Annotated in this window: 22 protein-coding genes; 7 read left to right on the plus strand and 15 right to left on the minus strand. The window is 63.1% G+C overall.

Translation table 11 applies throughout. The features are described from left to right. Positions 1–140: 140 nt before the first annotated feature. Positions 141–2,492, plus strand: a complete 2,352-nt coding sequence (locus tag BZG29_RS16235; RefSeq protein WP_077404899.1) for a M20/M25/M40 family metallo-hydrolase — start codon at positions 141–143, stop codon at positions 2,490–2,492. A gap of 15 nt (positions 2,493–2,507) precedes the next feature. Here the strand turns inward: BZG29_RS16235 and BZG29_RS16240 are convergent, their stop codons facing one another. After that, positions 2,508–2,762, minus strand: coding sequence for a hypothetical protein (locus BZG29_RS16240; protein WP_077404902.1), 255 nt, complete (start codon positions 2,760–2,762; stop codon positions 2,508–2,510). 20 nt (positions 2,763–2,782) lie between these two features. After that, a complete protein-coding gene (locus BZG29_RS16245; protein ID WP_077404905.1) occupies positions 2,783–3,568 on the minus strand; it encodes a DNA/RNA non-specific endonuclease in 786 nt (261 codons plus the stop codon). A gap of 227 nt (positions 3,569–3,795) precedes the next feature. Between BZG29_RS16245 and BZG29_RS16250 the strand changes: the two genes are divergently transcribed. After that, entirely contained in the window at positions 3,796–4,323 is a 528-nt protein-coding gene (locus tag BZG29_RS16250; RefSeq protein WP_077404908.1) for an SRPBCC family protein, read from the plus strand. Between the two features lie 76 nt (positions 4,324–4,399). Here the strand turns inward: BZG29_RS16250 and BZG29_RS16255 are convergent, their stop codons facing one another. The 6 genes from BZG29_RS16255 to BZG29_RS16280 form a co-directional block, all read right to left on the minus strand. Next, entirely contained in the window at positions 4,400–5,413 is a 1,014-nt protein-coding gene (locus BZG29_RS16255) for a response regulator (protein WP_077404911.1), read from the minus strand. Next, on the minus strand, positions 5,406–6,503 hold the full coding sequence (locus BZG29_RS16260) for a hybrid sensor histidine kinase/response regulator (protein ID WP_077404914.1): 1,098 nt from the start codon (positions 6,501–6,503) through the stop codon (positions 5,406–5,408). Before BZG29_RS16260 ends, BZG29_RS16255 begins: the two co-directional genes overlap by 8 nt. A 1-nt stretch (position 6,504) precedes the next feature. After that, positions 6,505–7,848: a HAMP domain-containing sensor histidine kinase gene (locus BZG29_RS16265; RefSeq protein WP_077404916.1), complete on the minus strand. Its 1,344-nt coding sequence runs from the start codon at positions 7,846–7,848 to the stop codon at positions 6,505–6,507. Next, positions 7,848–9,242 (minus strand): class I SAM-dependent methyltransferase, encoded by a 1,395-nt coding sequence (locus BZG29_RS16270; RefSeq protein WP_077404919.1) that lies wholly within the window; start codon positions 9,240–9,242, stop codon positions 7,848–7,850. Before BZG29_RS16270 ends, BZG29_RS16265 begins: the two co-directional genes overlap by 1 nt. A gap of 274 nt (positions 9,243–9,516) precedes the next feature. Continuing rightward, the gene (locus BZG29_RS16275; protein WP_077404922.1) at positions 9,517–10,542 is read right to left on the minus strand and encodes an AraC family transcriptional regulator; all 1,026 of its coding nucleotides are present in this window, start codon (positions 10,540–10,542) and stop codon (positions 9,517–9,519) included. Next, positions 10,542–11,450 (minus strand): GGDEF domain-containing protein, encoded by a 909-nt coding sequence (locus BZG29_RS16280; RefSeq protein WP_077404925.1) that lies wholly within the window; start codon positions 11,448–11,450, stop codon positions 10,542–10,544. Before BZG29_RS16280 ends, BZG29_RS16275 begins: the two co-directional genes overlap by 1 nt. Positions 11,451–11,755: 305 nt before the next feature. Here BZG29_RS16280 and BZG29_RS16285 point away from each other — a divergent pair, with 305 nt between their 5' ends. Beyond that, the gene (locus BZG29_RS16285) at positions 11,756–14,293 is read left to right on the plus strand and encodes a TonB-dependent receptor (protein WP_077404928.1); all 2,538 of its coding nucleotides are present in this window, start codon (positions 11,756–11,758) and stop codon (positions 14,291–14,293) included. Positions 14,294–14,310: 17 nt separating this feature from the next. After that, positions 14,311–16,170: a phytase gene (locus BZG29_RS16290; RefSeq protein ID WP_077409137.1), complete on the plus strand. Its 1,860-nt coding sequence runs from the start codon at positions 14,311–14,313 to the stop codon at positions 16,168–16,170. Between the two features lie 82 nt (positions 16,171–16,252). Here the strand turns inward: BZG29_RS16290 and BZG29_RS16295 are convergent, their stop codons facing one another. Together BZG29_RS16295 and BZG29_RS16300 are read right to left on the minus strand one after the other, a co-directional pair. Continuing rightward, entirely contained in the window at positions 16,253–16,666 is a 414-nt protein-coding gene (locus tag BZG29_RS16295; RefSeq protein WP_077404931.1) for a hypothetical protein, read from the minus strand. 321 nt (positions 16,667–16,987) lie between these two features. Next, positions 16,988–17,791: a hypothetical protein gene (locus tag BZG29_RS16300; protein ID WP_150130945.1), complete on the minus strand. Its 804-nt coding sequence runs from the start codon at positions 17,789–17,791 to the stop codon at positions 16,988–16,990. Between the two features lie 407 nt (positions 17,792–18,198). Between BZG29_RS16300 and BZG29_RS16305 the strand changes: the two genes are divergently transcribed. Further along, positions 18,199–19,077: an EamA family transporter gene (locus BZG29_RS16305; RefSeq protein ID WP_171985031.1), complete on the plus strand. Its 879-nt coding sequence runs from the start codon at positions 18,199–18,201 to the stop codon at positions 19,075–19,077. A 157-nt stretch (positions 19,078–19,234) separates the two neighbouring features. After that, positions 19,235–19,642 carry a cytochrome c family protein gene (locus tag BZG29_RS16310; protein WP_077404937.1) on the plus strand — a complete coding sequence of 136 codons (408 nt, stop codon included), beginning with the start codon at positions 19,235–19,237 and terminating at the stop codon, positions 19,640–19,642. Between the two features lie 72 nt (positions 19,643–19,714). On the opposite strand, the gene BZG29_RS16315 is transcribed toward BZG29_RS16310, so the two are convergent. Together BZG29_RS16315 and BZG29_RS16320 are read right to left on the minus strand one after the other, a co-directional pair. Then, positions 19,715–20,065: a hypothetical protein gene (locus BZG29_RS16315; RefSeq protein ID WP_077404940.1), complete on the minus strand. Its 351-nt coding sequence runs from the start codon at positions 20,063–20,065 to the stop codon at positions 19,715–19,717. Between the two features lie 12 nt (positions 20,066–20,077). Next, complete coding sequence (locus BZG29_RS16320; RefSeq protein ID WP_077404942.1) at positions 20,078–20,341, minus strand: DUF378 domain-containing protein; 264 nt, start codon at positions 20,339–20,341, stop codon at positions 20,078–20,080. A 321-nt stretch (positions 20,342–20,662) separates the two neighbouring features. Between BZG29_RS16320 and BZG29_RS16325 the strand changes: the two genes are divergently transcribed. Then, entirely contained in the window at positions 20,663–22,051 is a 1,389-nt protein-coding gene (locus BZG29_RS16325; protein ID WP_077404945.1) for a methyl-accepting chemotaxis protein, read from the plus strand. Between the two features lie 35 nt (positions 22,052–22,086). Here the strand turns inward: BZG29_RS16325 and BZG29_RS16330 are convergent, their stop codons facing one another. The 3 genes from BZG29_RS16330 to BZG29_RS16340 are packed head-to-tail and all read right to left on the minus strand — an operon-like array spanning position 22,087 to position 24,144. After that, positions 22,087–22,611 carry a GNAT family N-acetyltransferase gene (locus BZG29_RS16330; protein WP_077404948.1) on the minus strand — a complete coding sequence of 175 codons (525 nt, stop codon included), beginning with the start codon at positions 22,609–22,611 and terminating at the stop codon, positions 22,087–22,089. Between the two features lie 7 nt (positions 22,612–22,618). After that, positions 22,619–23,191, minus strand: coding sequence for a helix-turn-helix domain-containing protein (locus tag BZG29_RS16335; protein WP_077404951.1), 573 nt, complete (start codon positions 23,189–23,191; stop codon positions 22,619–22,621). A gap of 50 nt (positions 23,192–23,241) precedes the next feature. Continuing rightward, the gene (locus BZG29_RS16340) at positions 23,242–24,144 is read right to left on the minus strand and encodes a LysR family transcriptional regulator (protein WP_077404954.1); all 903 of its coding nucleotides are present in this window, start codon (positions 24,142–24,144) and stop codon (positions 23,242–23,244) included. Positions 24,145–24,166: the final 22 nt, after the last annotated feature.

Consider the following 24,166-nt stretch of genomic DNA (forward strand, 5'->3'; position numbering starts at 1 on the left):
GCTTGCCGGATGGGGTTGACCTGGCATTCGGCGCGGCCAAACCCGCCTTCATTCCGCAAATCCCGGCCTTGGTCGGAAAGTAGCATCTTGGCAATCTGGTTATCCGCATACTGTTTTTCGACTCTTCCCGAGTGAAAACCATGACAAGGACAACCATGCACCTGTTCCATCCCCACCTTTACGCCAGCTGCATCCTCGCCGCTGCCGCGCTGCCGGGCGCCCTGTACGCGCAAGCGCCGGCCCTCGCCGGACAGTGGCAATTCCGGACGGCGACGGGCACGACCACGACGAATGGCGTCGAGGCCGACCTGATCGACACGGGCATCCTCGACATTAGCGAAGAGCAAGGCGGCTTGCGCGCGACGATCGCGTGGCTCGACGAACGGGGCCAGCTCACCGCGCCGCGCACGGTGCACGGGACAAACGGTCCCGCCGGCACCGTCTTCCGGCATGGCGGCAAGCGCATCAGCACGGGGCGCAACGGCAAGGAGGTCAGCACCGACGTGACGATACGCTGGACCTTGCAAGCCAGGGGCGATGCGCTGAGCGGCGAACGCCTGGTCGAAACCGATGAGAACGAGCCCAAGCCCGTGAGCGGCACGCGGCTCAGGGAACGCTATGTGGCGCCCGCGCTGCCAGCCGCACCGCCAGCGGCAAGCGGCGCCGCGCGCGGCCCTTCCACGCCGGCCGAGCGCGCGCGCGCGGTGCAGATGGCGCAAGAGGCGCAGCGCGATCCGCTGGCCGTGCAACAGCGCGACGGCGCCTGGCTGGGCGCATGGATCGAAGCGATTCCCGACTTCACGCTACCGGCCAGCGCGCTGGAAAGCTGGCTTTCCATCGCCAGCCGGCCGGCCATCCGCGAGGCAACGGTCTTTCAATACCTGGCCAGCGCGATGGCCTTCCAGATCGAACACCCGGAGCAGGCCGGGCAGCAGAGCGCCAGCGACCTGGCGGGCATGCAGGGCGTGCTGCGCGCCTACGAAACCCTGTTGCGCCAGGATAAGCTGAACCGTTCCGCGAAGCTGGATGCGGCGCTGGCGGCGCGCCGGCAAGGCAGGCTGCCCGCCTTCGTCGCCACGCTGTCCGGCAGGAATGCCGGCATCGAAGCCGCAACGTCGCCGTCCGGCGACGCCACGGCGCGCCGGATTGTTGCGCTGGGCACCGGCGAGCCACGCGCGATGGACTGGCTCGACATCCTCAGCAACCGCTTCGGCGGCCGCATGGCCGGCAGCGACGCCTACACGCATGCGGCGCAATGGGCGCGCATGCAACTGCGGCAATGGGGCGTGCAAGCCGAACTGGAAAAAGCGGGCCAGATGCCAGCCGGCTTCAACCGCGGCCCCTGGTCGGGCAAGATGCTGGCACCCGAAGAGCAGCCGCTGCGCCTGGCGACGCCCGCCTACTCGGCCGGCACGCGTGGCGTGCAGCAGGGCCTGGCCATGATGGGACCGGCCACCCTGGAAGAGGCGCAGGCGCGCGCCGCGCAATTCAAGGGCAAATGGGTGCTGATCGGCGGTGAAAACGGGGGCGGCGGGCGCGATGGCAGCACCATCCACAAGCCCAGGGCCATCACCCGGGTGCTGATGCAGGCGGGCGCCCTCGGCACCATCCAGTCCGGCGAAGAACCGCTGTATGCCGCCAGCGCCGCGCCCGCCGCGTGGGCGGCCCTGCCGACCTTGCCCGACATCAAGCTGGCCGCGCCACAGTATGCCGACATCCGCCAGCGCCTGGCGCGCGGTGAAGCCGTCACCCTGGAGTTTGACATCCGCAACTGGTTTTATCCGGGCCCGGTGACGTATCACAACGTCGTCGCCCGCATTCCGGGCACGGAAAAGCCGGAGGAAATCGTGCTGATCGGCGCCCACCTCGACAGCTATGACGGCGGCACGGGCGCGGCCGACAATGGCGGCGGCGTGGCCACGATGCTGGAAGCGATGCGCCTGCTGGCGCTCTCCGGGGCGAAGCCGCGCCGCACCATCATGCTGGTGGCCTTCGGCGCGGAGGAAATCGGCCGCAAGGGATCGTTCGCGTTCGCCGAGCGGCATGCGGGACAATTGGAGCATATCGTCATGATGCTCAACCGCGACGGCCGGCCCGGCGCCATCGACGGCATCGCCATTCCCACGGCCTGGCAGCCCGTGTTCGGCCGTGTCGAACGGGCATTGCAAGACATCCACCCCGTGTTCGGCTTCGCCACGAGCATCAACGACGTGCCGCGCGATGCCGGCAAGGCGATGAGCGCGCGGGCAGGCAGCGATGACGCCGTCTTCAGCCTGCATGGCGTGCCGACGCCGAAATTTACCGTGCTCGGCGATTTCGACTATGCGCGCGTGCATCACACGCTGCTCGACACGTACGACAACGTGCAGCCATTCGGCGCGGCGCAGCAATACTCGGCCATCGCCATCGCCTTGACCGCGTATGAAGTGGCGAATGCACCGGAAGAACTCAGCCGGAAAGGCTACTATCGCGCCGCCAAGGCGGCGCCGTAGACGTCCCCGCCAGCGTCACTCGAAGGGATTGGCCACCGAGGTCACTTCGGGCGGCGGCAGCTGGTCGGGCAAGTCCTGCTTCTCCAGCTGGGCCACCACGTCGCCCAGCAGTTTTTGCAACTGTTTCGCCAGGGCCAGGCCCGGCTTGTCCAGGGTCAGGTCGATGTCGCCGCTGATGCTGATGCGGTCGATCCGGTTTTCGATGCTCAGGCTGCCGATCTCCAGCACATCGCTTTCATTGGCGTACGGGACGAATTTCTTTGCGCACATGGGATTTCCTCTCAAAGGGATTATTTTTTCGACTTGCTATTGATCTTGGGCAAACTCAGCATGCGCAACTTTTGCTGCCGCGTCAGCGACGGTAACAGATCGATGCCTATCCTGTCTTCCAGTTGCGCAATGCTCAGCACTTCATACGCCTTGGTATCGACGTTTTCAATGAAGTAGGCGGCGCCGGCGCGCTGGCGCGGGCTGTACACGGCCTTGTACAGGTGGCTGGGGACGATGACTCGTCCCACCTTGCGCAGGTTGCCGCCAATGAACGCCGGCCCCGTGATCACGTACAGGTCGCCCTCTTTCTTCGCCATCTTGCGCACGGCGCCCTCGATGCCGGCCCACACATAGCGGTTGTTGCGCGCATCCTGCGGCACCATGTTGGCCAGGGTAAAGCTGTCGCGCTGGCTCTGGCGGTCCGGCATGTCGCCGTTCGGCGCCATGTGGCCACGGTCGAAGCCGCTGCGCGCATAATCGGCCAGCTCGGCGCGCTGGGCGGCGGGCAGCTTGCGCTCCGCGTGGAAGGAATTTTCGCGCGACAAGTCCTGTGCCGCTTCGAGGTTGTTCGCCGTCAAGTGCTCGGCCGACCACAGCGGCGTGCGCGTGATACCCGAATGCATCACGCCAAACACGTTGTAGCACAGCTCCCTGGTTGCCACGTCCAGCTTGGGGTTGGTGATTTCCGGCTTGCGGCCATCGACGTAATGGGCAGGACAGGCATCGGCATGCGCCAGGTTCGCGGCAAAGGCGGAAGCCAGCAGGCCGCACGCCAGGGTCAGCCTGGCGATCGATCGTTGAATCATATTTCCCTCTGAAATCTTTGCAGGCCAGCATTCTAGCGGACGGCGACCCTCGCCACAAACCCGCGCAAACCTGGCGTGCGCGGCGGTGAACGGGCGTGCAGGCGGGCGTGCGGGCGGCCCTGTGCAGAGCTGGCGCAAATAAAGGCCAACAGGCCGCGCACAGCCATTCATATCTGCTAAGATTGCCTTGATTCGTTCGCATCGACCATTCAAGATTTGGAGAGCATATGATCAAAAAAACCCTGCTGCTGATCGTTGTCGTCGTCGCCGCCATCCTCGGCTATGCCACCACCAAACCCGACACCTTCAGTGTCCAGCGCGAAATCACCATCAAGGCACCGCCCGAGAAAATCGCCGCCCTGATCACGGACTTCCACTACTGGGCCGCCTGGTCGCCGTGGGAAAAGCTCGATCCGGCCATGCGCCGCACGTTTACGGGCCCCGCCAACGGCCTGGGCGCGCAATATGCGTGGACGGGCAATGACAAGGTGGGCGCCGGCCGCATGGAAATCACGGAAGCGGCCCAGCCCGAACGCACCGTCATCAAGCTGGACTTCCTCAAGCCGTTCGAAAGCCATAACACCACCACGTTTGCCATGACACAAGAAGGCGACAGCACCAAGGTGAACTGGACCATGACAGGTCCCAGCCCTTACGTGAGCAAGGTCATGACGGTCTTCGTCAGCATGGATACCATGATCGGCAAGGATTTCGAGAAGGGCTTGAACAACCTGAAGGCGGCGGCGGAGCGCTAAGCCTTCCCCGTCGCGATGAAAAACAGGGCCGCGCGGCCCTGTTGTCGTTGGCGCCGCCCCTTGCGGGGCAGCCCGCCTAGAACTGCTCGATCCAGGCCGCCAGGTGATCCGGCGTGAGCGCCGGTTCAGCCTGCACCACCTTGCCCTGCAAGCCCATTTCCGTTTTACTGAGCTGCAAGGACCAGCCGCGCCGCGCCAGCCACAGCAAGCTGGCCAGCCAGAAGGAGTGGATGGCCGAGACGGGCGTGGTGGTGGGCGTTTCCAGGAATTCCGTCAACAGCCGGCCATCGAGGAACAGCGCCGTGCCGCCCTGGTTTTGCAGCGCCGCGCCGAACACGGGCAGCAGCATGTCGACCGCCTGTTCCACGCCGCGCCCCGGATGCTCGCGCTCGAGCGTGTCGAGCTGCTGGCGCACGGCAGCGGCAAAGGCCGTGCCGCGGAAGGCTTCCGAACTGACCAGGTCGGCATAATCCATCAACAGCCAGTCCGGCTCGGGCGGCGTGACGCCGGCCGTCAGGGCCGCCGACAAATACGCTTCCACGGGCAGCTGCTGTTCCGGACCGGCCAGGCTGGCGCACAGCGCATACAGGGTGCCGATGCGGTTGGCGACGGCTTGCCGCTGGCGCACCATCAGCTTTTCGCGCAGCAATTGCGCGTGCTCGTTGCGCAAGCGCGCCAGTTCCAGCGCCTGCTTGAGTTCCATGCGCAACGCCGCGATATCCCACGGCTTCTGGATGTAGCGGTGGATCTGCCCCTGGTTGACGGCTTCCACCGTATGTTCGAGCTCCGAATACGCGGTGGTCAGGATGCGCACGATGTGCGGATGGCGGTCCCAGCAATACGACAGCAGCTCGTTGCCATAGGCGCCCGGCATGCGCTGGTCCGACACCAGCACGGCGATGCGGTCGGCCTGCTCGTCTAAGATGCGCTTGCCCTCCTCGACCGAGGTGGCCGTCAGCACGTCGGCCAGCGGCGCGATGGCGCGCTGGAAGTATTTGAGGGCGTTGGCCTCGTCATCGACATAGAGTATCGTCGGCAAGCCTTGCGCCGGCTCACGCTGAGCCGGTAAACGCAGATTGGCGTCAATCATGCTCGTTCCTTATATGTACTGGAAAATTCAGGGTTACCGTGGTGGAAATGCCAAACTCGGTGGCGATGTCGAGGTTGCCGCCGAACGACTGCATCATGCGGTGGCAAAACACCATGCCCCAGCCCTTGCCTTCGTCGCCGCTGGCACTGACGGGGTCGATCAACAGCTGTTCGACAATCTCGGGGGCGATGCCGGCACCGTTGTCGCGCACCATGATGCGGCCCGCGTCGATGCGGATGCCGATCGCCGGATGAGTCTGCTCACCGGCCGAGCGCAAGGCATTCGCCAGCACGGACGACAGGATCAGCGCGACGCAATTGGGCGACTCGGCAATGGAGAAATCGTCGCCCACGTCCACCGTGATGGCGGCGCGCTGGGCCGTGCTCAAGGGATAGCTGTCGAGCAAGGCGGCCAGCAGCTGGCGCGCGCTGCCGGCGCGGCGTCCGCCCTGCATGCCGGGCCCGGCGCTGGCCAGGCGCACCGTGTCGACAAAGCTGGCCAGGACCGACAGGCAATAGCGCGCATTGTCGTGCATCAAGGCGGCCGCTTCGCCGATCTCGGCCTGCGGCGCGGCCTCCGCCTGCGCGCGCCGGGCGATGCCGCGCGCAAAATTGGCGATGGCCGCCAGCGGCGTGTTCAATTCATGCGCAAGAAACGCCAGCGATTCTTCCATCGCCACCAGGCCCTGGCGGCGCGCGGCGCGCTCGCGCCCCGTCTGCACGGCCAGTTGCAGCGCCGTTTGCATGACGGTCAGGTCGAGCGGTTTTTCCAGCAGGCGGAACAAGGTGCCGCCGTTGATCAGTTCGAGCAGCACGTCCTTGTCCGCGTACGCGGTGACGAGCATGCAGACGATGTGCGGATAGCGCTGCGCCACTTCCTGCAGCAATTCGCTGCCCAGGCGGTCCGGCATGCGGTAATCGGTGACGAGCACGTCGATCTGGCCGGCCTCGTCTGCCAGCAAAGCCAGCGCCGCATCGACGCTGAGCGCCGTCAACACGCGGTAGCGGGCCCCGGCGGCGCGCTCGAAATACTTGCAGGCGAGCGCTTCGTCGTCCACGTACAGCACGCTGGCGCGGCTATCGTTATCCATGCTAACGGCCCTCCCAATCGGAGCGCTGCAAGTCGAAATTCATGCTGGCCCATTCCCCCAGCACGCTTTCGGCCGTGAGGGTGCCGCCGTGGCGCTCGATCACGCCATAGCTGATGCTCAGGCCCAGACCCAGGCCCTGCCCCACTTCGCGCGTGGTGAAGAACGGTTCGAACACGCGCGCCAGGTTTTCCGGGGCGATGCCGGGGCCGTTGTCGCGCACGCTGATGCGCAGGCGGTTCTCGTCCCAGTGGGCCGTGATGCGGATCTCGAACGGCGGCGCATTGCCCTTGCGCATGGACAGCACGGCATTGCCCAGCAAGTTGATCAGCACCCCCACGATGGCCGCCTCGTCGCCGCGCACCAGGGTGTCGACCGGCAAGTCGTGGCTGATGCTGACATTCTTCGTTTCATGGCCCACCAGGCGGATGGCCGCGTCGAGCGCGCTGCGGAACTGGAAGTGGCCCGTCTCCAGCTGGTTGCCGCTCTTGCGGTAGGCAAAGGTTTTTAAATCGGACACGATGTGCTGCACGCGCAGCATGCCCTGCTTGGCGTCGGCCAGGCATTCGCTGACGAGCGCGCTTTGCTTGGCGGCCGGGTCTTCGATGGCCACCTCGATGGCCATCATGCAGAAATTCACGGGGTTGTTTACCTCGTGCAGCATGCCGGCGGCCAGGGTGCCGATGGCAGCCATTTTCTCTTGCTGCAGCATCTGCCCCTTGATATCGGCCAGACTTTTGTTGGTTTCTTCCAGCTGCGTGTTCTTTTGCGCCACTTCCGCCTTCAGCTGGAACAGCATGAAGCGGGCGCGCTCATTGAAATAGGTAAACACGGCACTGATGCTGGCCGACATGATCAGGAACAAACAATTGACGACAAACGTACCCGCCAGGTCGAAGCCGCCCGCATGCCAGGCACAGGCGCCCACATACAGCAGGCAGGAGATGGCGCCGAAAACCATATTCTGCCACAAGCCGAAGGCCAGCACGATGCCCGACGAATAGATGGCCAGGGTCATGCCCACGTAATAGATCGAGGTGGCGCCTTCCGTGACGGCGATCATCCAGGCGATCATGATTTGCGGCAGGATCAGCCAGACAAAGGTCAAGCCCTGGATGCGGTCCTGCGCCCAGCGCGTGCGCATGGCCAGCACGACGCAAAAGATCAGCACGGACACGAGGATGCGCGCACTGGTAAACGCCGACTGCTTGTCCGGATACAGGGCCGAATCGAGGCCCATGCCCAGCAGGATCAGCACGATGCCCGTGTACGCCCCGCCGCGGCTGAATTCCAGGCGGAAGTCGCGCAAAACGGCCGTATAGCCGGCGTGCAGGCCTGGAGTATCCATCAAGGAATGCTCACTTCCGCGAACACATTCACGCCCGTGGCGTCGACATAGATTTTCGGGTCCGTTGCATGTTCGGGCAGCAAGGCCGACAGGCCCGCCTCATTGCGATAGATCAAATGCCATTCCAGCAAATGCTCCATGCCGAACTTGCCCGGATTATCCGCGTGCACATTCGTCACCAGCAGACGCCCGCCGGGACCCACGCGCGAGGCGAAGTGCATCAGCAGGCGCGCGCACACCTTGTCGGACAGATAGTCGAACAGGCCGGCGCAATACACGGCGTCGAAACTGCCGGGCAAGCCCGTGATACCGGCGCCATGGCGGCGCTTGAGCAGGTTGTGCACGGAATCGTGCACATAATCGATCTCGACCACTCTTCCCGTGCGCTGCATGATGGTCGTCAGCCGCGCGCGCGTCCAGTCCAGGGTCTCGCTGCTGAAGTCGACCAGTTCGAAGGCCAGCCACTGCGCGTCCGGGCACGTTTCCAGGAAGCGCTGCACCTCGATGGCCGGGCCGCAGCCCACGTTGAGCACTTTATACACGCGCCCGGCAGCGCGCGCCGCGGCCGCTTTCTGCGACAGGAATTCCGTCAGGATATCGATGCGGTTGCGGTGCGCCGTGGCTACGGCCGCCTGCAGGAAGGCCGCATTGACGATCTGAAAGTACGTGCTCGGCCCCTGGCGCGGGTCGTCCAGCAGCTGGTTCACCATCTGGTAATCGCCCGCGTAACCGAGCGGCTTGGTAAACGTGCGGAAGACGAACGGCGCGCGCAGGATCAATGGATGCAGCGCCGCCTGGGCGAAGGCGCGGTGCGCGGGCGCCCGCTCTTCCTCGACGAGCGACGCTTCCACTTCCAGCTGGCGCAGATACAGCTGGGTCTGCTCCATCAGCGGCAAGGCCAGTTCGTCGAAGATATCGGGGCGCAGCCGGCCGTTTTCCTTGGGCAGCGAGTCGGACAAGTCGACTTGCTCGACCCAGCGCGACACTTCCGACAGGAAGGCGCGCATTTCGTTGACGACGATCTGGTAATCGCGGCGGATGCGGAAGCGCTCGCCCCAGCCGGCAACAAAGGCGCTGGACTCTTTCTGCACGGCGCCCTTGACCACCACCACGTCGCTCAGCTCGCGCCACTCGTCGATCAGGGTCACGGAAACGATGGCGGTCAGGCCCGTGTTGACGCTGCTGATGACGACGGCCTTGCCCACGTAGGCGTTTTTCGCCCCCATGCGCACCGTTACGTCATTGAGCACCTCGCTGACCTGCACAATCGAGTATGGATTATAGATTTCCATGACCAGCGAATTGCGCTGCAAGTTGAAAATCGTGCCGCGCACCGCCTCACCCTGGGTGTTGCGGAAACTGACGACTGGATCGATCTGCGATTGTGAATACACGATTGAGCATTATCAAGTTGCCCGGTTTCCGGCGCACCCCACGGGTGACGCCAGTTTCCAGGCTGGGTTAAGGCACGGCACACCGGTCGTCTGCCGCCGGCACCGCCATCAGGATGACGGTATTGCGGCGTCGCGTGACGCCGTGCCGGAGCGCCTCAAAGCGCGTCTGTTCGCTCTCTGATCGAGTGTACTATGGATGTAGCAGAACGGGCAATTGTTCCCGCAGGAACGACTGTCCGTGGCGCTGGCGCGCAACGCCGCGTGCGGAACGTCTTTAACCAGCAACAAACAAGGCCAGTGCGTGACGCAATAACTGCGGCGTTTGCCCCGTCCAGCGCTTGAACGAGCGGCGGAAGTTGGTGGCATCATGAAAGCCAAGGTAGGCGGCCACGGCATCGTTGTCGTAGCCATGCGCCTGAAACAGATAGATCGCCTTGTGCGCGCGCACCTGGTCCAGCTCGGCCTGGAAATGCGTGCCATGGCGCGCCAGGTGGCGTTTCAGGGTGGCGGGACTGACGCCGAACTCCTGCGCCGTGCGCTCCAGGGTCGGCGCGCAGCGGATGTTCGCCAGCAGATAGTCGTACAGCGCACCGAGCAGGCTCGCCGCCGGCACGGGCGCCACGGCCGCCGCGCGCAAGGCCAGCGCCGCCGCCGTCGCATTGCCGCGCGGCCAGGGCTTATCCAGCCAGCTGGAATCGATGAGCATGGCGTCCACCTGGCAATCGAAACGCAGCGCCTGGCCCAGATGCACTTCGTGCTGCTCCACGTGGCGGGGCCGCGCGCGGTTGAAGCAGAAGCGCCACGGCAGTGCTTCGCCGGCCAGCCAGCGGCACATGGCCACCAGCGCCGTCATGTGCATTTCCACCAGAAACGGCAGCTGGCTGGGCGCGCCGAACGCATCGACCCAATACAGCACGTGCATGTCGCCCGCCTCGCGCAAGCGCGGTTGCAACAGCGGACACAGCAAGGTATGAAATCCGCACAGGATGCCAAGCGCCTGGCGCAGATTCTGCGCCTGCAGCAAGGCATGGCTGGCCGCGCCGTAATGGCCGGGCAGCATTTGCTGGCCCAGCATGAAGCTGGTGTCGGCACTGTCCAGGCCGCGCGCCACGTTGGCCAGCAATTGCAGGTATTGCGCGGCGCTGACCTGGCTTTCCGCGGACGGCAGCGCGCCGCCATCGAGACCCGTGCCCTTGAGCAGCGGCGCCACGGCCAGTTCGCGGCTGCGCGCATAATCGAGCACCAGCGCCGGCTGGTGATGGGCCGCGATGCTGGGGTCGCCCTGCTGGTTCAGCGGCATCAGGCAGGCGCGGCGGAACTGGCCCTGGGGCCGGCGCTGCGGCCGGGCGTTTCCACGGCCCGGCTCAGCTCGGCCAACACCACTTCCGGCACGCCATCGGTGAGCGCGCACGCATGCCGCAGGCTCAAGCGGATTTCACGGTTGTCGTTGGCGTGGTGGCGCATCTGCCCCACCATGGCGCACAGGTGGCGCGCCTTCGCGGCCGCATCCTCGCGCGACACGCCCGGCATCAGCACGGCGAAGCGGTCGCCCGCATAGCGGCACAGCAAGTCGTCATTGCGCAGGTTCAACAGCAGCATGTGACCCACGGCTTGCAGCACGCGGTCGCCTTCGCGGTGGCCGTATTCGCGGTTAATCAAATGAAAGCTGTCGATGTCGAGCAAGACCAGCGCGCAATCGAGGCCGGGCCGGCGCTCCTGTTCCAGGCGCATCTGCGTGCGCAGGTAGCTGGCGTCGGCCAGCTGCGTGATGCGGTCGAAGGCGCGGTGGTCGCGGAACAGGCGTTCGCGCTTTTGCAGGTGCTCGTTCAGGCGGAACTGTTCCTGGCGCCAGTAATACATGCCGATCGTCAGCACCAGCATGCCGAACGGAATCAATGCTTCCAGCCAGTTATCCCACACGGCGCTCTTATCGACGGCAAAGAATTCGTCAAGGCAATCGGCCCAGGAGCCCAGCATGATGGCGCACAGGCCGCCCGCGATCAGGCGCGTCACCAGCCCGCGGGGACGGCTGCTGAGGGTAAACAAGAACCAGATGCCCGCCATGACGGCCGTGCCGCCTTCGCAGACGATATCCATCCACTTCCAGATGGCAAACGGTTTAAGGTGCCCCAGTGTGGCGTACAGGAACAAGAACAGGGGCAACGCGAGCGCGGCGGCAATCAGGCTGTTACGGTGCAACGGCAGCATGTGGGAAACCTTTAAAAGTGGTGCTGTCGCCACGATAGCGCCCGCCCATGACGGCACGATGACATGCCCCGCGCCCGTGCGGCAGGTGCAAACGGCTCAGCATTACTAGTTACCGTCCTGTAAATACGGCATGCCGCGCCCTATGCGCCCTGCGCTGGCGGGTCATTTCAGCTCACCATGATTCATTTCCAGCTGGAAAGCGCGCACAGGCCGTTGTTTTCAAGGTGGCAAGCCCTTGCCTGTCACGCAACCGTCATATTTGCTGCCTAGAATCCGCCCGGTTCCCTCCCCTAACCGAGCTCTTCATGAAAACCATGCACACTTCCTTCCCCTCCCCGCTGCGCCTCACGGCCCTGGCCCTCGGCGTCATGGCCGTCTTCAGCGGCCAAAGCCATGCGCAAGCGCAAGATGCGGATGGCCAGCCGGCCGCCACCGTCGTCGTCAGCGGCCAGCGCGCCAGCCTGCGCAACGCCATCGCCGCACAAGAGAAAGCCGACAACATCATCAGCGTCATCAGCAGCGACGATATCGGCGGCTTGCCCGATAAAAACGCGGCCGAGGCGCTGGCCCGCTTGCCGGGCGTGTCCGTGCAGCGCGACCAGGGCGAAGGCCGCTACATCACGGTGCGCGGCCTGGGGCCGGACTTGAATGCGGTGACCATCAACGGCGCGCTGGTGCCGTCGCCGGAAGCGGGCCGCCGCGCCGTGGCGCTGGACATCCTGCCTGCCGGCCTGATCCGCACGCTGGAAGTCTCGAAGACTTTACTCCCTGAAATGGACGCCAACTCGCTGGGCGCCACCGTCGAAGTCAAATCGCTGTCCGCCTTCGACTTGCCGGGCAAGCTGCTGTCGGCCAACGTGGGCGCCAGCTACGATGAAAAGACGGGCAAGACCAGCCCCAGCGGCGGCGCCCTGTGGGCCCAGCGCTTCCTCGACGGCAAGCTGGGCGTGGCAGCCGGCCTGAGCGCGGAAAAGCGCTCGTTCGGCTCGGATGACGTGGAAACGGGCGGCGCCTGGAGCAAGGGGAAATTGTCGGGCCTGGAATTGCGCGACTACCTGCCCGTGCGCAAGCGCGGCGCCCTGGCCGTCAACCTCGATTACCGCCCGGAAGCGGGCAACAGCTGGTTCTTGCGCTCTTTTGTGAGCGAATTTTCCGACGATGAAGTGCGCGACCGTTTGACCATCAGCAATATCGCGGGCGGCAGCCTGGCCGAAGGCCAGACGGCCAGCGCGCGCGCCGAGCGCCGCATCCGCCAGCGCAAGTACACGCAGCAAGTGCGCTCCCTGGTCTTGGGCACGCAGCAGAAATCGGGCGACTGGACCCTGGACGTGAAAGGCGGCCTGAGCCGCGCCACGGAAGACACGCCGGAATCCCTGAACGATGGCCGTTTCCGCGGCACCAGCAATTTCGCCGGCATCAGTTTCACGGATACGCAGGAACCGAAATTGAGCGGCCCCGCCTCGCTGTACGACCCGGCCAGCTATGCACTGAACGCCATCACCCTGCAAAAACGCTACTCGAAGGACAATGAACGCCACGCGCGCATCGACCTGGCGCGCAAGTTCGACATCGCCACCCTGAAGTTCGGCGCGAAAGTCAGCCGCCGCGAAAAGACCAATGACACGGATCAATGGGTATATAACAGCAGCAAGGCGTCCAGCGGCAATTACTGGGGCGCCGGTTCCACCTCGATGAGCAACTTCGTGCAGGGCCACAATCTCGACTATGACCTGGGCAACATCGGCGTGGCCCTGGACCCGGCCCTCATCCGTGCCCGCGTGGCGGGACTGGACCGCGCCAAGGCGCGCCTGGCCACGGAATCCATCATCAACGATTACCGCATGCATGAAGACATCAACGCCATGTATGTGCAAAACAGCTATGACTTCGACGCCTGGCACATCCTCGGCGGCGTGCGCGCCGAACGCACCAGTTTCGAAGCAAACGGCTCGCAAGTGGACAGCGCCGGCGTCGCCACGCCATTGACGCGCGAACGCTCGTACACCAACTGGCTGCCGAACCTGCAAACCCGTTATGACCTGGATCAACATACCAGCGTGCGGGCCGCCTGGACGCAAGCCGTGGTGCGCGCCAACTTCAGCCAGCTGGCGCCGGGCATCAGCCTGGCCAGCAATACGGAAGCCGTGATCGGCAACCCGGACCTGAAGCCGCTGAAGGCCAACAACCTGGACCTGGGCATCGAAAGAGTCCTGGGCAATGACGGCGTGATGTCGGCGTATGGTTTCTACAAGGACATCAAGAATTTTACGTACACGACCAACCTGGCCGGCACGGGACAGTGGGCCGGCTACACGACGGCAACGTCGTATGCGAACGGCGACGCGGCAAAAGTGAAAGGCATCGAACTGGCCTACATGCAGCCGCTGCGCATGCTGCCGGCGCCGTTCAATCGTTTCCTCGTCGGCGTGAACGGCACCCTGAGCACCTCGAGCGCGCAAATCGGCCGCTTCGACAAGGCGACGAACAAACAGATGAACCGCGACATCCGCCTGCCGGGCCAGTCGAACCAGGTGATGAACTTGATGCTGGGCTATGAAACAGGCCCGGTCAGCGCCCGCCTGGCCCTCAACTACAAGTCGCCCTATCTGCTGGAAATGGGCGGCGACATCCTCGACCCAAGCCAGGACCATATCGTCGCCAGCCAGAAACAGCTCGATTTCTCGCTGTCGTACCAGATAAACAAGCAATTCCAGCTGATGTTCGAGGCGGCTAACCTGAACAACGAAAAATACTATGTCTACCAGGGCACGAAGCAATACAACGTGCAGAACGAACAATATGGCCGCACCTTTAAAGTGAGCCTGAAAGCCAGCGCCTTCTGATGATGATTCTCAACAACATGAAAAAAACCGTACTCTGCAGCGCTTTGCTGGCTGCCTTTTGCCTCGCGGGCACGGCGCAAGCCGCGCCTGCCAACGCTGTGCCTTCCTTCACGCAGGAAGCGGAGGAACTGGCGCGCCTGCCCGGCGGCGGCTGGCTGCTACTCGACAAGCATGGCTTGCGCCTGTTCGACGCAGCCGGCCAGGAACAGGACCGCATCGCCGTGCGCGCCAAGCAACTCGACACGCGCAGCGATGGCGGCAAGGTGCTGGCCGTCTTCCTGGAAGCGGACACGCAGCGCCCGCTGCCCGTTTCCGTCGATGTGCAAGCCGGCAAGCTCGTGAAGCTGGCGCCATTTCCCGTGCCCACGTTTTCCGTGGAAGCGTCTTGCCTGTACCGCGACGCCCAGCAGCTGGCTCATCTGTTCTTGATCGGCAAGGATGGGCAAGCGGAACAGTGGGTGATGCAGGGCGAGCAGCGCAGCCTGGTGCGCAAACTGGCCTTGCCGCCGCACGCGAAACATTGCCGCGCCGACGATGGCGCCCAGCGCCTGCTGGTGAGCGAGTCGAACATGGGCGTGTGGGCGTATGACGCCGAGTCCGAAGGCATGGGCAAGCGCGAAGTGGTGGCCCTGCGCAAACCGTATGGCCAGCTCGATGGCGGCGCCGGCGCGCTGGCCGTGTTGCCGGGCGGCGTGGCCGTGCTCGACGGCAAGGCGGAAAAACTGCACCTGGTCACCCATCAGGGAAGTAAATGGACGGCGCAGCCAGCCCAGGCCGTCGCCCTGCACGTGCGCAAGGGCGACAGCCAGCTGGCGCTGGACAAGGACTCCTTGCTGCTGCGCGGCAAGAAAGGTTGGCAAGCGCGGCCCTTGAAATGGGCTGGCCAAGCGGAAACGCAGCCTGCGGTGGCCATCATCGCCCCGCAGGCGCAAACGGCGCCGATGGCGCGCCAGGGCGACGCGGCCGACGATCCGGCCATCTGGCTGTCCAGCAACCCGGCCGACTCTCGCATCCTCGGCACCAACAAGAAGCAAGGCTTGCTCGTCTACGACCTGCAAGGCAAGCAGACGCAACTGCTGGAAGTGGGCCGCCTGAACAACGTCGACGTGCGGCAGAATATTCAGTTGAATGGCAGCAAGGTCGACCTGGCCGTCGCTACCCAGCGCGACGATAACAGCATGATGTTGTTCACGATCAATGCCAGCGGCGAAGTGGCGGAAGCGGGCCGCTTCCCTACCGGCCTGAAAAGCATCTACGGCATGTGTCTGTACCAACCGGCCAGCGGCGGCGTGCAAGCGTTCATCAACGACAAGGACGGCACTTTCCAGCAGTACAGCATCGGTCTGGAAGACAACAAGTTCAGCGCCACTCTGTTGCGCAGCTTCAAGGTCGCCACCCAGCCGGAAGGCTGCGTGGCCGACGACGCCAACGCCAGATTGTTCCTCGGTGAGGAAACGCGCGGCGTGTGGACCACCTCGGCCGACGCCGCCAAGCCGGACGCGCTGTCCATGGTCTTGCCCGTGGGCGCGAACCTGACGGCCGACGTGGAAGGCATGGCCATCTACCGCCAGCCCGGCGCCAAGCCGGACACCGGCTACCTGATCGTTTCCAGCCAGGGCGACAGCAGCTACGTGGTGCTCGACGCGCAAGCGCCGTATACAGTGCGCGGCCGCTTCAAGGTGGGCTTCAACCTGCCCGCCGGCATAGACGGCACCTCGGAAACGGACGGCCTCGACGTGACTTCCGCCAACCTGGGCGGCGCATACGCGCAAGGCATGCTGGTAATCCAGGACGGCTACAAGCGCCTGCCGGACGGCCCGCAGAACTTCAAGTATGTAGCGTGGGGGGATGTGGCGAAGGCGTTGAAGCTGGAATAATCAGACTGGAGCGGGGCCGGCCCCGCCGGGGGAATGCGCCCTAATGGGGCGCATCCCAATCCCGACGAGCCTGGCCCCGAGACTATCTGCGCGGCATATCGATATGAAATGGCAGGCGCTTGCCGCACAAGTCCACCATGCCCGACATGGCTAGTCGATCCGCCGACAATTCAATGATGTTGACAGCCGACACGTCACTATATTCCATCATATAGATACCCGATTCCTCCGCCTCGGGATGCATATCCAGCATCCCGATCGCCAGCGCTCCTCCCTGCCCTTCCGGTATGCGCAAGCCGTGCAGGAAAAACGCCGGCGGATACAGCGCCCACGACCATTCCGCATCCTCCGGCTCGGTCAAGCGCATGAACACATCGTCATCCCCATGGATATCGATATTGAGCTCCAGCATGCCGCTGCCATGCGCTTCCAGACTAATGTTTGATTTCGCTACATCCACTTCAAAATTGGTGTTGCCGATACTGAAAACAGTCATTCAATACTTCTCCTGAGTTACAAGCAAATATACGGCGCGATAAACAGCAAGAAATGCAGGATTGCCCTGCCTTCACCATATTCATTCAACTATTGTCAATGCGCACAGCAATGACATTAAACTTTACCATCTTTAATAATATCAATGAATGCAAGAAAGGGCCGTTTACTCCGCAAAACAGGTAAAACTTGTAACGTCTGTACCCCCGAACGGACGATAGCGACGTTCTATATGCGGCCCCTCAACTATCGCTAAAGGAGCACAGTGTACTAGGAATAAGAGCACAGTATCAGCGTTTCGACAGCTAGGCCGATAGAGGTATTAACTTTTGATGCCCATGAGGTATTCCAACATTCTTGTAATCATCGGCGCGCGCAGCGCAGGGTCATCCACTGATTCAAGGAGCTTCAATGACAAAAGAACGTTCTGAACATCAATTAAGCTGTCGTGATAATCCTTCAGCTGACGTACTGTTTTGCTGTAGAGAAAAAAGAATATTCCCGAAATGAATTCGGTAATTAATCCTGCTCCTGTGGCAATGTATGTGACGGTGCCAAGGTCAGATTTCAAGTATCCGGCGAGAAGTCCTAAGAGAATGAGAAGAAAGCCAATGATGCCTGCACCGATTGCGGCGCGAAAGCTACCATTGGTGTGCTGTTTGACTAAGAAATAATACTCCTTGAGATTTGTGACGTTGATAGTCACGAGGTTCTGAAAGTACGACGACGAGTCCTTTGCGTCAGAAAGAGGTAACTCTCTGAGGATCGTCCATTCTGCGTTAAGGCGATCTATCTGTCCCTGTATTTTATAGATACCGTCCATGTGACCGACCAGCAGCGTTATGAAAACGAAATCTGCAACGGCAGCCCCACCTATAGCCCAACCACTTAAATCTTTCCATATAACTAAACCCGTTGCTACCAAAGCCAGGACAACGAGCAGCTGAATCCAAATAGTTTGCCGAGTCTCCCCTTTCAATATGGACTCGGAGCTTGCAATTTCTCCGGCAATCGCTGCGGCTCTCTCTCTCTGCAGAACCCCGTCATGTTCGTGGTTTTTTGCAGGCCCAGAAGGAGTCGAATTGCTTGAAACATTTAATTGTTCTTCTTGCGTAGTGGCATTCAATATTTACTCCGATCACGTAAATGGGTAAGGCCCGACGTTCTATATGAGAGGCCGTTTATGACCAATGGCGGCACAAGAGCATAGCGGATTGCCAAGCGGAAAAATTCACACATTGTCACGCTGCCGCGAACGACCGCTTGAATCCGCAGCCGATTACCGACTCTTTTAGTCGAAATGCCGATTAGCATTAGTATCAGTCTTTAATGTGCTAATTAAAAGACTATTCGATTAGGAGCGGCTACTCCCGATCATTAGTAAACGATTCCACAACTGTAGCGCATTTTGCAACATGATATCGAAAAAGAAGCCGCGATGCGCCAGTCATGTCAGCAACTACCTCGTTAAATCTCCTCGGCTTACCAATCTGCCAGCGACTGGCGGCCTGTTGCGTATTAAAATGGCGCCCCATGACCTCCCCCGCCTCGACCTCCCCCCTCTCCGACAGCATCCTGCTCCCTTCCCTGGCCGTATTGGGAGGGCAGATTTCCGTCAATCTGGGGGCGGCGATTGCGAAGAATCTGTTTCCTGTCATTGGCGTGGAAGGGATTACGGCATACCGGGTGGGATTTTCGGCGCTGATACTGCTGGCGATATTCCGGCCCTGGCGCTACCGGCTGACGCGCAAGGATGTGCTGAACTTGCTGGTCTACGGCTCCGTGCTGGGGCTGATGAACTTGCTGATTTACCGGGCTTTTGCGTTGATACCGATCGGTATCGCCGTCGCCATCGAGGTAACGGGGCCGCTGGCCGTGGCCATGCTGTCGTCGCGGCGGCCCCGCGATTTATTTGCCGTCGCCTGCGCCGCGTTCGGCTTGTATTTATTGCTGCCACTGCAAGGCAGTCCGGGCAGCCTGGACCCCGTCGGCGTGGCCTACGCGCTGGGCGCGGCGCTGTGCTGGGCGCTGTATATCATCTTCGGTAAGCGGGCCTCGACCTTGCAAGGTGGCCAAGCCGTGGCCTGGGGCATGACGGTAGCGGCCATGGTGACGGTGCCCATCGGCATCACCTATTCGGGCACGGCCTTGCTGGCGCCATCGATTGCGCTGATGGGCCTGGCCATTGCCATGCTGTCCAGCGCCCTGCCGTATTCGCTGGAAATCTTTGCCCTGCGCCGCTTGCCGCAAGGGGTGTTCGGCATGTTCAGCAGCGCCGCGCCGGCCGTCAGCGCCCTGGCGGCAATGGCCGTGCTGGGAGAACTGTTGAGCCTGACCCAGTGGCTGGCCATCGCCTGCATCGTGTTTGCCTCGGCCATGGCGGCGCTCGGTGCACAGGGCGGCAAGCGCTAGCGGTATGGAGCCTGTCCCGCAGCGCTTGCGACACCGTCCCCTCGCCTAGCCGCCTGGCATGGCTAGCCTGGCATGGTTGCATAGCTGACGGGCAGGTTTTGATGCCCGCCTGTAAAATGCGTCATTACTTGCCATATCGCGCACTTTCGCCTCACCGATGACATCCCCATTTCTTTTTCGCTGGTCCTCTCCTCTTGCCGCCGCAGCCTTGCTGCTGGCGCCAGTCGCCGCCGCACAGGCGACCGCTCCTGCCGCCCTCACGGGCAATGCCGAAGCGGGCAAGGCCGCGTTTCGCAAGTGCGCCTCTTGCCACCAGGTGGGGCCTTCGGCGCGCGGCGGCTTCGGCCCCAAGCTGACGGGGGTGATCGGCCGCAAGGCCGGCGCCACCGCCGACTATAAGTATTCGGCAGCCATGAAAAACGCGAATATCATCTGGACCGAGCAAAACCTGGCCGGCTTCCTGCAAGCACCGAGCGATTTCATTCCTGGAAATAACATGCGCTTCTGGGGCATCGGCAATGCGCAGCAAGTGGCCGATCTGCTGGCCTACCTGCGCACGCAGTAATCGCGTGAAATAAGCGGATGTAACCAGCGCGCATGCATGTACGCGCACACGGCATCAAGTCCTGACGCCAGATCAAGCTCCCAGCGCTTGCAGCACGCCCTTGCGCTTCTTGTGCGCCGCTTCATAGTCGCGCAAGCGACGCAACTGGGCGGCGGACAAACCGCCCAGCTTGTCGCGGATCTGCGCCACCGTCAGGTGCTGGTAGCCGGCGATGGGCAGATCTGACGCCGGTGCATCCGAGGCCGGGCTGCTGGCCTTTTCCCGCTTCGGCGCCTCCCGCGTTTCCCCCGCCTGCGCCCTTTGCTTGTTCACGATGCGCGCGGCGACCTCGTCCTCACGGCCCGGATAGCGCCCTTCCTGCTTGAACTCTTTTTCCAGTTGCCTGAATTCGCGTTCTCGCTTGGGGCTGGCACCAACAGGCATGTGTCCTCCCGTCTAGGGCTTGGCCGGCAGCTTGCGCACGCACAGATAGATGGAATACAGCGCCGCCAGTCCCACCAGCACGTACACGCCGCGCGACGCCGTCGACATGGCGCCCAGGATACGGGCCACGATATCGATATCGAACAAGCCCACCAGCGCCCAGTTCAAGCCGCCCACGATCAGCAGGATCATCGAGATCCAGTCGACCACGTTCAGGCGCTTGGCCGACATTTCCTGTTTTGCCGCACCGTCCGATCCTGCCTGGATATTCGCCATGTCAGCCTCCTGTGAATAAGAAGAAAGACCCGCCGCCGGGTCTGTGCAAGGAACAGTGTAGACGCGGCACCGGCATGCGCCAGTCGGACGATGCCGGGTATCGAGGTAGGACGCGTCTGTAATACGGCGAGTGATTTTATCTGGCAATAAACCATGCTGCTGTTGCTAAACAGGCAGTGACTAATTCCAATATGGAAATATTTATAGATTACTTAGTACCGCACTGCTACACTCATTTCACCCCAGCAACTTCAGGGGACAAGCGCCACGCCCTGCCGCAGGCATGGGAGACGGCCACCATGGGACAACAGCTGAGGGGACATGAATATTTCAAACATACGTATCGGTGTGCGCCTGACGACAGGCTTTTTGCTCACTTCGCTTTTACTGGCCGTGGTGGTGGTCATCAGCACATGGCAGTTGTCGACCGTGAGCGGGGAAATCGACAGCAGCGTGAACCAGCGCTATGCGCGCATCGCGCAATTGCAGGCCACGCGCAACAGCACGCAGGAACAACCCACCCTGCGCGAACTCGACCAGCAGATCGCCACGCAATCGGCGCAGATGCGCACGGCGGCGGAGGCGGCCATGGCCCGCGCCCACGATACCAGCGTCCTGATCATTGCGCTGGGCCTGGTCGGCGGCGTGTTGAGCCTGGCGACGGCCTGGTTCATCAGCAGCGGCATCGTGCGGCCCTTGCGGCACGCCGTCAAAGTGGCGCGCAAGGTGGCTGGCGGCGACTTGAGCGAACATATCCGCGTCGATTCCCGCGATGAAGTGGGGCAACTGCTGCAAGCCCTGAAAGACATGAATGCCAGCTTGATCACGATTGTGGGCGAGGTGCGCGGCGGCACGCACGACATCGCGGGCGCCTCGGGCGAAATCGCCGCCGGCAACCTGGACCTGTCGCAACGCACGCAGGCACAAGCCAGTTCGCTGGAACGCACGGCCGCCTCGATGGACGAGCTGACGGGCACCGTCAAGCAAAATGCCGATAACGCACGGCAAGCCAATCAGCTGGCGCAATCGGCCGCCGCTGTGGCAGGCAAAGGGGGCACGGTGGTGGCGCAAGTGGTCGATACCATGAGCTCGATCAACGCTTCGTCGAAAAAGATCGTTGACATCATCGGCGTCATCGACGCCATCGCCTTCCAGACGAATATCCTGGCCTTGAACGCGGCCGTTGAAGCGGCGCGCGCCGGAGAGCAAGGGCGCGGTTTTGCCGTCGTGGCCGCTGAAGTCCGCACGCTGGCGCAACGCTCGGCCGGCGCGGCCAGGGAAATCAAGCAACTGATCGGCGACTCCGTCGAGCGGGTCGACGCAGGCGCGCGACTGGTCGATACGGCCGGCGCCACCATGCGCGACATCGTGGCCAGCGTGCACCGCGTCACGGACATCATGGGCGAAATCAGCATGGCCAGCGGCGAACAATTGTCCGGCATCGAACAAGTCAATGCCGCCATCGTGCAAATGGAACAGGTGACGCAGCAAAACGCGGCCCTGGTGGAACAGGCATCGACAGCGGCGGCCAGCATGCAGCAGCGCGCCACTCTACTGTCAGGCACGGTGGGCATTTTCAAGCTGAGCCGCGACCAAGTGTCAGCGCAAGCCGCGCACGGCATCAGCCTGGTAGCCGCACAGACCACTCACGCTGTTACCGCGCCGGCAAACCTGTCTGCCGCAAGCGTTAGAGCGCGGCTGCAAGCCTGAGTTCGCCAGCTCATCGCCGCGCCGCGATAAATTCGCTATAGCTGCTTGTACATGACCGTGGTGGCGTCCAGCCGGTCGCCGGCCGGCGCCAGCGCATAGCCGGGGATGCTGCCCGCCGCAACGTAGCCGAGCGACAAGTACAGCGGTTCGGCATGGTCGCTGCTGCGCGTGTCCAGGGTCAGCAGGCTGCGCCGCAAGAGGCGCGCCTGCTCTTCCAGCGCCTGCATCAGCTGGCGCGCTAGGCCGCGCCGGCGGAAAGCGGGTGCGACCAGCAGCTTGCGCACTTCGGCCCGGTGCGCCTGGTTGGGATTGGTATCCCAATCCAGCTGCACGGCGCCCGCCACCGCCCCTTCCACCTCGGCCACCAGCAACAGGCGCACACCGCGCGTGACGGCCGGCAAAACGTTGTCCGTCCAGAACGCCTGGCTGGCCGCCGTGTCGAACGGCAAGATAAAACCGATGCTGGCGCCGTCGTGCACGCATGCCTGCAGCAGCGTGCCCAGCTCCGGCAGGCGTTCGCGTATATCGGTGGATGAAAAATGGCGCAGCGATGCGGGCATGGCGACCTCAGACGAGAAAGAGAAAATAGCGGGCGCCGCTGTCCGGCGGCGTCATGAACGCGCTGGCGCCGTGCAGCTGGTAGCGCAGGCAGTCGCCGGCCAGTAAATCGTGCGAGCGGCCGTCGACGGTCACATTCAGCTTGCCTTGCTGCAGTAACAGATGGTGTTCCATGCCGGGCCGGGGCGAGGCCGCATAGGCGATCGTCACGCCAGCGCCCAGCTCGCATTCGAGCGCTTCGCCAGCCAGCGCCCGCGCCGGGGGCGAGACGGAGCGGCGGATAAAACCGGTGTCCGGGTCGCTCCACACGCTTTGCTGGGCCCGCAGCAGCAGGGGCGGAAAATCGTCTTCCACCATGCGCAGCAAGCGCGACATCGCCAAGCCATACGCGGCGCACAGCTTGCCCAGCACGTTCGTTGTCGGGCTGACTTCGCCATTTTCCAGGCGCGATAACGTCGCGCGGCTGACCTGGCTGGCGCTGGCCAGCTGATCCAGCGACCAGCCCCGCTCCACGCGCAACTGTTTTAAACGCGCCGCCAGCCGCTGTTCCGTATCGTTCTCTGTGAGTGCCGAATTTTCCATATATGGGAATTTATCCCTCATATGAAAAACAGTCAAGCTGTTTCAGCGTGTTACCCCGCCATGCGCGAAGCGTGGCGGCACAGTTCCAGGAAACCCGTCAAACGGGGCGAAAGGATCTTTTTGGATTGGCGGATCAGGTAAAAGTTGCGCCCCAGGGGCGGCAGCATGGTGTCCAGTTCCACCAGTTGCCCGCTGGCCAGCAGATCGGCCACCACCACCCGCGACAGGCAGGCGATGCCGAGGCCGGCTGCCGCGCCATACTTGATCGCTTCCGAGTTGCTGAACTCGCCCGCGGCGCGCAGATAGTGCAGATACGGCACCAAGGCTTGCTCCACGGCTTCACGCGTGCCCGAGCCCGCTTCGCGCAGCAGCCAGCCCGCCTGGTTCAGCTCCGTAAAACTGAGCAGATGGCGCAGCTGCGCCAGCGGGTGCGTGGGCGCGGCCACGATCAGCATCTGGTCCGTCAGCCACGGCTCCACCAGCAAGCCCGGCTCGTGGCACGGCCCTTCGATCAGGCCGATATCGACACGGAATTCCGCCACGGCGGCCGCGATGTCGGCCGTGTTGGCAATCGTCACTTGCGGGATGCTGCGGCCGTACTGCTGCGCCGCCTGCGCCAGGATCTGCGGCAGCAGATAAATGCCGATGGTCGTGCTGGCGCCGATCTGCAGGCTGACGGGCACGGACGGGTCGGCGCCCGCGAACTGGCGCTCGATGCTGGCGGCCCCGTCGCGCATCTGCCGCGCCTGCGGCAACAGCAAGCGGCCATTGTCGTTGAGCAGCAAACGCTTGCCCACCCGGTCGAACAGTTGCGCGCCCAGCAAGGTTTCCAGTTCATTCAGGGCCGCACTGGTGGCCGATTGCGACAGCGCAATGTGTTCGGCCGCCGCGCTGGTGCTGCCCGTGTCCGCCACGGCCAGGAAAATCTGTAACTGCCGCAAGGTCAATGCCATCTAATTTACCTATTTTATCGGT

The sequence above is a fragment of the Janthinobacterium sp. LM6 genome (genome assembly GCF_002002885.1).
In the GTDB taxonomy this organism is placed as follows: domain Bacteria; phylum Pseudomonadota; class Gammaproteobacteria; order Burkholderiales; family Burkholderiaceae_D; genus Janthinobacterium; species Janthinobacterium kumbetense.